The organism is uncultured Bacteroides sp., from assembly GCF_902491285.1.
Classification (GTDB): domain Bacteria; phylum Bacteroidota; class Bacteroidia; order Bacteroidales; family Bacteroidaceae; genus Bacteroides.
Window position 1 is genome coordinate 1 of the sequence record NZ_CABUHK010000170.1, and the last position, 2,852, is coordinate 2,852.

The 2,852-nt window shown below is 48.2% G+C and carries 1 protein-coding gene and 2 pseudogenes; all 3 read left to right on the forward strand.

Annotated features, from left to right (window positions below):
- Positions 1-723, forward strand: a pseudogene (locus RDN93_RS21880) (SusC/RagA family protein); the annotation flags it as partial.
- 28 nt (positions 724-751) lie between these two features.
- Positions 752-2,563 (forward strand): RagB/SusD family nutrient uptake outer membrane protein, encoded by a 1,812-nt coding sequence (locus tag RDN93_RS21885; RefSeq protein ID WP_308747418.1) that lies wholly within the window; start codon positions 752-754, stop codon positions 2,561-2,563.
- A 20-nt stretch (positions 2,564-2,583) separates the two neighbouring features.
- Positions 2,584-2,852 (forward strand): annotated as a pseudogene (locus RDN93_RS21890) (heparinase); the annotation flags it as partial.

Sequence of the window (2,852 nt, forward strand, 5' to 3'; positions counted from 1 at the left end):
GGTGCGGTGGATATCCATGCGGGACCGAAGGACGGAATGATACGTACGAAAGAAGATATGGTATGGGTGCAGGCCATGATTGACTCCGGTTATTCGTTCGGAGGAATGAAGACGGTTGCCAAAGACCAGCTTTGGTATGGTGACATTCTCTATGCCGACAGCAACGGTGATATGAACTACGGTGATACCAACGACCGGGATTTCTCCGGACACACCAGTGTCCCGAAATTCAACCTGGGCTTCAACTGTGCTTTCTCTTACAAGAACATTGATTTCTCCATGTTATGGTCGGGAGCTTTCGGGCATTACCTCAACTGGAATACGGATTACTACAACTCGACACTGGTCAGCCACGGATATGGCATTATCGAGCATATCGCCGATAACCATTACTTCTTCGATCCTTCCAATCCGGACGATCCGCGCACCAACCAGTCGGGCAAATATCCCCGTCTGACATACGGTACTACCTATAACAACAGAATCCAGAGCGACTGGAACGAATATAAGGGCGACTACTTCAAGTTGAAGAATATCCAGATCGGCTATACGTTGCCGCAACGGATTTCCAGCAAGTTCTTTGTTAGCAGGCTCCGTGCTTTCGTGTCGATGGACAATATCCTGACGATTACCAGCTATCCGGGACTCGATCCGGAGATAGGAACTGCCATCGGTTATCCGTTGATGCGCCAGATCTCTTTTGGCGGACAGATTACCTTTTAATGATGTAGAACTAAAAACAGAATCTGATATGAAAAAGATATTAATGATTTTAACGATGGCGCTGGCTGCTACCTCCTGCATGGATATTCTCGATGTGGCGCCGGAAGACCAGATCGCAAGTGAAAATATGTGGACTACGGAGGAGCTTGCCGACAAGGGAATGGCAGGACTCTACTATCCGTTCTATGCCACCCAACTCTCCTCCACCCAGCTTCGCCGCGCCGACGGACTGAACCGTCAGGGAATCGAAGCCATGAGTTTCGCGACCGATTATTATTCCAATAACTATCCGGTGGAACTGCTTTCGCTGGCTACCAAACCTGCCAATGACTTTCAGGTGTGGTATGAATGGAAGTTCTGTTACACCATTATCCATGCGTGTAATGATGCGATTGCCAATCTGCATAAAGCGGATATGGGCGCTAATAAACTGGCGCGTTATCAATGCGAGGCCCGTTTTCTTCGTGCCTGGGCATACAATCGTCTGAATATGCTCTATCAGGGTGTCCCTGTTTATCTGGAGCCTATCAATAACGAAGACTGTACTCGTGCACAGTCATCTGCGGATGAAGTATGGCAAGTGATTCTGGATGATTTGACGTATTGCATCAATAATCCCGACTTTCCTAATAACACCTTGAATGAAAACTACGGCCGTCCTTCTAAAGGAGCCGCTTATGCCCTGCGTGGTATGGTATATATGTGGAAGAAGCAATACAAGGAAGCAGGCAACGATTTCAAAGAAGTGGAAACCTGTGGCTACGGCTTGTGGACAGGCGAATATGCCGACTTCTTCAAATATGAAAACGAAAAAGATAAAGAAATGATCTTCTCGCTCCAGTTCAGCGAAGAAACCGGTTATTGTGATAACATTCAGCAAATGACCGGTGCTCGCGATACGTATGATGGCTGGACGGAAATAAAACCTTCCGCAGACTTTGTGGACTACTATAAGAACGCGGACGGATCGGACTTCAAATGGTCGGAAGTAGACGGCCTGCAAGACTGGGACTTGCTGACTCCGAAACAGCGTGAAGTCTTCTTCTGCCGTGACGGGCTGGAATCCATGTCCTCACAGAAGAATGCGCTTATCAAACGGGTAGGTGAAGATATTTATCAGAAATATTACCTGAACAGCGGCAATGAAGCCCGTATCAAAAAGGCGTATGACAGTCGTGACCCGCGTCTGCAACAGACCGTCGTCACTCCTTATGTGCCGGTGGACTGCTACAAGCCTAATTATGCAGGAGATGCCAACCAGATCGGTAAACAACTCCGTTGGCCGTTGAAGGAACAGGGCACGAATGGCGGAGACTTCTGGCTCGATAAACGTACTTCTGCTTTCTACTGCTATCGCAAGTACAATGAGTTTGAGAAAGGCCGTTTGATTAGCCGGAGCCGTTGCCATACCGACTGGCCGTTGATTCGCTATACCGATGTACTGTTGCAGTATGCCGAAGCATTGGCGCAGACCGATCAGATAGGAGAAGCCATCCGTCTGGTGAATAAAGTACGTACCCGTGCCCATATGCCTGTACTGACAGAGGGTGGAAGCGGCCCGTGTGCAGTGAACGGAAAAGAAGACATGCTTGAAAGGATACGCTATGAACGTCGTGTGGAATTCTGCCTCGAAGGAATCAACTTCTTTGATGAAGTACGTTGGGGAACCTATAAAGAAACCAAATTCCAGGGGAAAGACGTGAATGGCGGCAAGTCCTGGTGGGGCGATATGGTAGAGTATAACTGGTATTATGCCGATTATATGTGGCCGTGGACTGCTCCTATTGTTGAAACGCAAAAGAACCCGAACCTGACTAAACGAAGCGGTTGGGCGTATTAATCATAAAGATTTGAATAAGGATGAAGAAAATACTTTTACTATTACTCATTTTTGTATCCGGTTGCACAGGTGTAGTTGCGCAACAGTTTGATTATGGCAAGATAGCACCTCATCCCCGGTTGTTATTACCGGCAGGAGGAGAAGAAGCCATCAGGAAAGCCATTGCGGAGTATCCCCCGTTGGCCGCTGTTCATCGGCGGATCATGGAACTTTGCGACCGGACACTTACGGAACAGCCTGTGGAACGTATCAAAGAGGGTAAACGCCTGCTGGCGATTTCGCGCATCGC